Here is a 6,760-nt window from a genome sequence, read left to right on the forward strand (position 1 = left end):
AGAGTCACGCCGTTTTCGTTTATATGATTTTTCAGACCTTGGAGTTGCCCGCTGGCTTATTTTTCTGCAAAGGGAAGGGGTGTGCCCTTTTGGTTGGTCTCGTTGATCTGGATGCTTTGGATGCCGCTTTTCATTACTAGTTTCCGCAGAAAGGAATTGTACATGAAGGGACATTTCAGTACTTTCAGGAACAGCTTGAAACGAATATGGAAGGTTTTCTTCCAGTAGTTTCGGTTCAAATCGCCATGGGGATGGTTCAGCACACGGCTCAAATCTCTGGCGCTATAGATAGCACTGCTGATGCCTTCCAGAGAACTGGAGCTGATGAAGCCTGCAGCTTCGCCAATCAGAAAGATGCCATTTTCCCCCTTGCAGAAATCCCGAAAGGAAGAAGGGCGCAAAACCAGACAAGCTTCTGTTTTCAAGGGTTCGCCGAAGCGGAAGCCGATTTTCTCCAGCTTTTGTTTTTGCTTTTCGAAGCGTTCTCTAGCGTTATCCAGAGGAAATGCACCGCCGAAGATAAACTGATGATCTTTGGAAATCGACCAGGAACAGCAATCGGTGGTTTCTGGGTCAAAAATGCAGGAATAGAAGGGATTGGGGTGGGTTTCCGGGAACCATTGCTGAATGGAAAGATAGTTTCGGATTTTTTTGGCAGGGTAAAAGGTTCGCCGGACGATGGAATTTGCCCCATCGGCGCCTACAAGGTATTTTGCGGTGAAGGTGCGGGTTTGGCCGGCCTCCAGATAGGAGATGGAAAAGCCGCCATCCTGCCGTTTCAGTTCCGTGCAGATGGCACCGCTGTGGAGTTCCACTTCTTCGGGAATAATGGATTCCAGCCAAAGGTCGAATTTATGTCTGTCCAGATTGATGTAAAACCGCTGATAGTGGCGGATGAGTTTATTTTTTAAATCGATGGTCTTAACGGCGAAAATTTGGGGGTCTACCAGCACATCCTTGGGCAGGGTCAGGTCGAAAGAGGCCAAGGCCTTTTGTGCATCCCCGGAAATGAGCCCGCCGCAGGGCTTTTGAAAGCCATCTTCGCCGAAAACCTTTTTATCGATGGCGATGACCTTATAGTTGGGGTGCAAGAGCCGTGCCAAGGTGGAGCCGGCAGGGCCAAGGCCGATGATGGCAATATCATAATCATAGTTTCGTTTCATACAAACACTCCCTTTCATAGGGCAGTTTAGCACAAAATCCGGAAAGGAAACGGAATGTATGAAAACCTTAGATTTTTCTTAATTGATTTGTAAGAAATACAGAAAAAGTATAGCGTAAAGTTCCTTCCTTTTCAAGAAGAAGGATTTTTTTCTTTTTTTCGGAAAGAATAGGCAAAAAAGAAAAAGAGGTGGCGACATGGCTGCATTGGAAAAATATCTGCCCAGATGCAGGATTTTTTTGCTGGACGGACAGAAATTTCGGACGAATCTTTTGGTATTATTTTTTGATTTGCCCCTGCGGCGGGAAACGGCAACAAAGACAGCACTTCTGGCGGAGATCCTGAAACGGGGAGAGGAGCCGGCGAAGGCTGCAAGGCAGGCGGAGGAGCTTTATGGCGCATTGTGGGATGTCAGCGTGGTGAAAAAAGGGGACAGACAGCTGCTTTTATTCTCTTTGGAGACTTTAAAAACAGTGGAACTGGAGGATACCCTCTCCTTTTTGCGGGAGCGGCTTCTGCGCCCCTTGGAGCAGGGAGGGTTTTCAGAAAAAATGGTGGAGCGGCAAAAAGCAATTTTGCGGCAAAAATTAGACAGCCTGAAGGATGATAAGAAAGCCTTTGCCCGCAGGCGTGCCCTAGAGGAAACGGCAGAAGGTACGGCCTTTGCCATTTCCGGCGATGGATATGGGGAAGATTTAGCAGAAATCAATGAAAAAACTTTGTTTGCGTGGTATCAGGAAATTGTGGAAAAGGCGGCGGTGAAGGTCTTTTTTTGCGGGGAGAAGGAGGAAAAGTCTAAAGTGCTTTCCCTGCGGCAAAATTTCCCGGGCAGAGTGGCGGTGACAGAAAAAGAGGAACATGGCTGGGAGAAACAAGAACCGCCCCGCTTTATTCAGGAAAGAACAGAGGCGGAACAGGCAAGGCTGTTGCTGGGCTTTGAGGCAGACATAGAAAGCAGCCGCAGGCAGGCGGCGCTTCTTTTGCTGCATCAGCTTTTGGGCGGTGACCCCGATTCACTTTTATTTCGCAGGATTCGGGAGGAACGGGGCTTGTGCTATGATATCAAATCCTATCGGTATCCCCTTTCGCCTTATTTGTTTGTGCAGGCGGGCATTCAGGAAACGGACGCCAAGGAGACAGGCAAGCTGGTGCTGCAATCTTTGGAAGAACTGAAAAAAGAAGGCGTTTCCGCCGCAAAGCTGCGGCAGGCGAAGGAAAGCATTTTGCGGGATTATGACGGCTTAGCGGACAGCCCCTGGGCCATGGTGGATTTTTTTGCGGAGCAGGCATTACAGGGAAAAGAACTGAGTACGGAAAAATTTCTACGGCAGGTGGAACGGATAGAGACGGAGGATATCCTCCGGGCGGCGAACCATCTGAAGCTGAAAACGGTTTATCTGCTCTGCGGGAAGGAGGATGAAAATGGCGAGAACTGAAAAAAATCAACAGGGAAAAACGAGGAATGGCCTGCAGTATTATATCCTGCCCCAAAGGGAATTTGGAGAGAAGATGGCGGCCATTTTGGTGAAGCGGGGGGCCAACCATCTTTTTTGGAAAGGGAAGGAGGGAGAGGAAATTACCTTTCCCCAAGGCACAGCCCATTTTATCGAGCATAAGCTCTTTCAGCAGGAATGGGGCGATGCCTTTATGAAATTTACCCGAAATGGCGCATCGGCCAATGCTTTTACCGATGGGGACAAAACGGTCTATTATTTCACCTGTCGGGAAAAATTCATGGAAAACCTGAAGCTGCTGCTGGATTTTGTCCAGAAGCCTTTTTTCACAAAAGAGGATACAGAACGGGAAAAGGATATTATTACCAGTGAAATCACCATGTATGAGGATGACCCTAACTGGGTGGTCTATTATCAGATGCTGGAAAGTATGTATGGAAAGCATCCTATCAAAAACAAAATTGCGGGGACAGCGGAAACCGTTGAGAAAATCACTGCCGAAACCCTGCAAAAAGCCTACGAAACCTACTACACTACGGAAAATATGGCACTCATCTGTACGGGAGATGTGCCGGTGCGGCAGGTGCGGGCCGCGGCGGAAACGGTGCAGAATCGAAAGACGGATGCCCGAGTCTATTTCCCAATGGAGGAGACAGACATTTTGGAAAAATATAAAGAACGGCAAATGGGTCTTTCCCGGCCCAATTTCCAAATCGGCTTTAAGCTGCCGCCGGCAAAAAAAGAGGATTGGCTGAAGCTGCGGATTGCTGCAGGGGTTTCTCTGGAGCTTCTGGCGGGGGAAAGCAGTCGCTTTTTTCGCAAGGCCTACGAAAAGGGATTTCTGGATGAACCTTTGGGGGCGGCCTTTTTCTGTGGGGAAGGCTATGCCTTTGCGGCCTTTTCCGGCAATGGGGAGCATCCCGAAGAAACGGCGGAACTGCTGGGAAAGGAACTGGACTGGATACAGAAGAATGGATTGGATTGGGAGGATTTCCGACGTATCCGCAAAAAAATGCTGGGGCGGTTCCTGCGGCGGATGGATGCTCCCCAAAGCCTTTGCCTGGGGCAGATCGAATGGGCCATGATGGGGGCGTCTGGTGAAGAGATGCTGCAGACCATTAAAACCTTGCAGAAGGAAGAAACGGAAAAACTGTTGCAAAATGCCTTCGCCATAGATACAATGGTATTATCTGTGGTCCGATAAATACGGAACGGGGAACCGCAGAGGAAAGAAGGAGTTTATATGCCTGAAATATGGTTTCCCAATTTAGGAATCGAAATTGCACATTTGGACAGAGTGGCATTCACGGTCTTTGGCAAAAATGTATATTGGTATGGGATTTTTATTGGTTTAGCAGTCATTATTGGCGTTGGTCTGGCGATGAAGGAAGCGAAGCGCACGGGGCAGAATCCAGATATGTATGTGGATTTTGTTATCTATGCTTTGATTTTTGCCATCATTGGCGCCAGATTATATTATGTTATTTTTTCTTGGGATTTTTACAGTGCCCATCCGGAAAAGATATTCGCCCTTCGGGAAGGCGGGCTTGCCATCTATGGCGGCATCATCGGTGCTGTGCTGACGGCCATTATCTATTGTAAAAAAAAGAAGGTCAATTTCTGGCTTTTGGGGGATACAACGGCGCCTTGTCTCGCCTTCGGGCAGATGTTGGGCAGATGGGGCAATTTTTTCAACAGAGAAGCCTTTGGCGGCTTTACCAATGGCCCCCTTGCCATGCGCCTACAGGTGGAACAGGTGCGGGCCGGCGATATTTCGGAACAGGTGATGGAACATATCATGAATTTCGGCGGTGTGGATTATATTCAGGTGCATCCTACGTTCTTGTATGAATCCTTGTGGAATTTATGTCTGTTTATCCTTTTGGTGACCATCCGCCCGAAAAAGAAATTTGATGGACAAATATTAGGGCTGTATTTCCTGGGTTATGCCTTGGGGCGTGTCTGGATCGAAGGACTGCGGACGGATCAGCTGAGAATCGGCCCCTTTGCCGTCAGTCAGCTGCTTTCTGCAGTGCTGATCGTGGCATCTGTGGTGTTCCTGATTTGGAAGGGGAAAAAAGAAAAGGATAAAACAGCAACGGAATAAACGGAAACTGCCCTGCCTTCGGGTGGGGCATCTTCATTACATAGGAGTGTTTACAATGGTTTTATTGACAGCGGAAAATATCAGAAAAAGCTATGGCACAAGGGTGATTTTCGATGATATTTCCTTCAGTATCCATGAAGGGGATAAGATTGGGGTCATTGGTGTCAACGGCACGGGGAAATCCACATTACTGAAAATCATCGCAGGGGTGGATCAGGCGGACAGCGGCACCATTATCACCGTGAATGGCATGCGCATCGGCTATCTTTCTCAAAGTCCTTTGTTTGTAGATGGGACAACGGTTTTGCAGCAGGTGTTCCGTGGGGAAAATCCCCAGTTGGCACTGGTGCGGGATTATGAAGAAACCATGTCTGCATTGGCAAAAACCCCTGAAAACGAAGGCTTGGTGAAAAAAGCGGCGGAGCTGGCGGAAAAAATGGATAAGGCAGAGGCTTGGTCTTTGGAAAGCGAAGCAAAGACCATCCTGACAAAGTTGGGTATTTCTGATTTTGAGCAGACAGTGGAAACCCTTTCCGGCGGGCAGAAAAAGCGGGTGGCTTTGGCGGCGGCATTGATCGCCCCTGTAGATCTGCTGATTCTGGACGAGCCTACCAACCATATCGATAATGATACGGTAGACTGGCTGGAGAAGCATCTGGAAAAATATTCCAAAGCCCTTTTGATGGTAACCCATGACAGATATTTCCTTGACCGGGTAGCCAACCGCACATTGGAATTGGAAAAGGGCAAACTTTATTCCTATCAGGCCAACTATTCCAAATTTCTGGAAATGAAGGCAGAAAGAGAAGAACTGCTTGCCGCTGGGGAACGGAAACGCCAGAATTTCCTGCGGACAGAGCTGGAATGGGTGCGCCGGGGGGCCCAAGCCAGAAGCACCAAACAAAAGGCCAGACTGCAGCGGTTTGAGGAGATTTCTGCTATCCGTGGGCCGGAGGAAAAGCAGAGTGTGGAGCTTTCTTCCGTGGGCAGCCGCCTGGGCAAAAAGACCATCGAACTGCGAAATGTCAGCAAGGCCTACGATAGCAAGACCTATATCAAGGATTTCAGCTACATCATCCTGCGGGATGACCGTGTGGGAATCATTGGGGATAACGGATGCGGCAAATCCACCCTGCTGAATATCATGGCAGGCAGACTGCAGCCCGACAGCGGGGAAGTGGAACAGGGCGAAACGGTGAAAATCGGCGTATTCGCTCAGGAAAATGTGGATATGGACGAAAACCAGCGGGTCATTGATTATATTCGGGAGGAAGCGGAACTCATCCGCACAGCGGATGGACACATCACCGCATCCCAAATGCTGGACAGATTCCTTTTTCCTCCTTCCATGCAGAGAGGGCCTATCTCCATCCTTTCCGGCGGCGAACGGCGGCGGCTGTATCTGTGCCGTGTGCTGATGGGTGCCCCCAATATCCTCTTTTTGGACGAGCCTACCAACGATCTGGATATTGAGACACTGATGATTTTGGAGGAATATCTGGAGCATTTCAATGGGGCAGTGGTGGCTGTTTCCCATGACAGATATTTCTTAGATAAGACCATGGGGCGCATCTTTGCTTTCCTTGGCAATGGAAACATCCGCCAGTATGAGGGTGGCTATTCCGACTGCAAGGCGGCAAGGGAGAAAGAACTGCCTGCTTTTGAAGAAAAGACAGTAAAGGAGAAAAAGGAAGAAGCGCCCAGGGAAAAGGCCAATGCGCCCATCAAAAAAATGAGCTATAAAGACCAGCGGGAATATGATACCATTGGGGATGAGATTGCCGCCTTGGAAGAAAAAATCGCCAAGGCCGATGCAGAAATGGCGGCCTGTGCCACGGATTTTACCCGCTTGCAGGAGCTTTCCGCTGAAAAGGAAGCCTTGGAAGCCAAGCTGGAGGAACGGATGGAACGCTGGATGGAACTGAGCGAGCTGGCGGAGGAAATAGAACGGAATAAGGGCTGATATATACTTGACAAATCGAAATTTGCGGAGGAGAACACATATGAAATACAAAGGAACGCTTATTGTTGTTAAAG

The 6,760-nt window shown here is 48.9% G+C and carries 5 protein-coding genes; 4 read left to right on the plus strand and 1 reads right to left on the minus strand.

All coding sequences use genetic code 11. The features are described from left to right. Positions 1–56 precede the first annotated feature (56 nt). On the minus strand, positions 57–1,163 hold the full coding sequence (locus ACI39P_RS02660) for an FAD-binding protein (RefSeq protein WP_439719161.1): 1,107 nt from the start codon (positions 1,161–1,163) through the stop codon (positions 57–59). A gap of 196 nt (positions 1,164–1,359) precedes the next feature. Between ACI39P_RS02660 and ACI39P_RS02665 the strand changes: the two genes are divergently transcribed. The 4 genes from ACI39P_RS02665 to ACI39P_RS02680 are packed head-to-tail and all read left to right on the plus strand — an operon-like array spanning position 1,360 to position 6,686. Continuing rightward, complete coding sequence (locus tag ACI39P_RS02665) at positions 1,360–2,598, plus strand: insulinase family protein (protein ID WP_439719162.1); 1,239 nt, start codon at positions 1,360–1,362, stop codon at positions 2,596–2,598. Further along, on the plus strand, positions 2,585–3,820 hold the full coding sequence (gene yfmH, locus ACI39P_RS02670; protein ID WP_439719163.1) for an EF-P 5-aminopentanol modification-associated protein YfmH: 1,236 nt from the start codon (positions 2,585–2,587) through the stop codon (positions 3,818–3,820). Before ACI39P_RS02665 ends, yfmH begins: the two co-directional genes overlap by 14 nt. Before the next feature lie 39 nt (positions 3,821–3,859). Continuing rightward, positions 3,860–4,723, plus strand: a complete 864-nt coding sequence (lgt, locus tag ACI39P_RS02675; RefSeq protein ID WP_439719164.1) for a prolipoprotein diacylglyceryl transferase — start codon at positions 3,860–3,862, stop codon at positions 4,721–4,723. Between the two features lie 55 nt (positions 4,724–4,778). After that, the gene (locus ACI39P_RS02680; RefSeq protein ID WP_439719165.1) at positions 4,779–6,686 is read left to right on the plus strand and encodes an ATP-binding cassette domain-containing protein; all 1,908 of its coding nucleotides are present in this window, start codon (positions 4,779–4,781) and stop codon (positions 6,684–6,686) included. Positions 6,687–6,760: the final 74 nt, after the last annotated feature.

Origin of the sequence: Anaerotignum sp. (assembly GCF_051877975.1) — a bacterium.
Taxonomy (GTDB): Bacteria; Bacillota; Clostridia; order Lachnospirales; family Anaerotignaceae; genus Anaerotignum_A.

What these genes read in the sequence shown, in the direction of transcription:
- ACI39P_RS02660 (WP_439719161.1), bottom strand. Translation starts at nt 1,163, where the DNA reads ATGAAACGAAACTATGATTATGATATTGCCATCATCGGCCTTGGCCCT.
- ACI39P_RS02665 (WP_439719162.1), top strand. Translation starts at nt 1,360, where the DNA reads ATGGCTGCATTGGAAAAATATCTGCCCAGATGCAGGATTTTTTTGCTG.
- yfmH (WP_439719163.1), top strand. Translation starts at nt 2,585, where the DNA reads ATGGCGAGAACTGAAAAAAATCAACAGGGAAAAACGAGGAATGGCCTG.
- lgt (WP_439719164.1), top strand. Translation starts at nt 3,860, where the DNA reads ATGCCTGAAATATGGTTTCCCAATTTAGGAATCGAAATTGCACATTTG.
- ACI39P_RS02680 (WP_439719165.1), top strand. Translation starts at nt 4,779, where the DNA reads ATGGTTTTATTGACAGCGGAAAATATCAGAAAAAGCTATGGCACAAGG.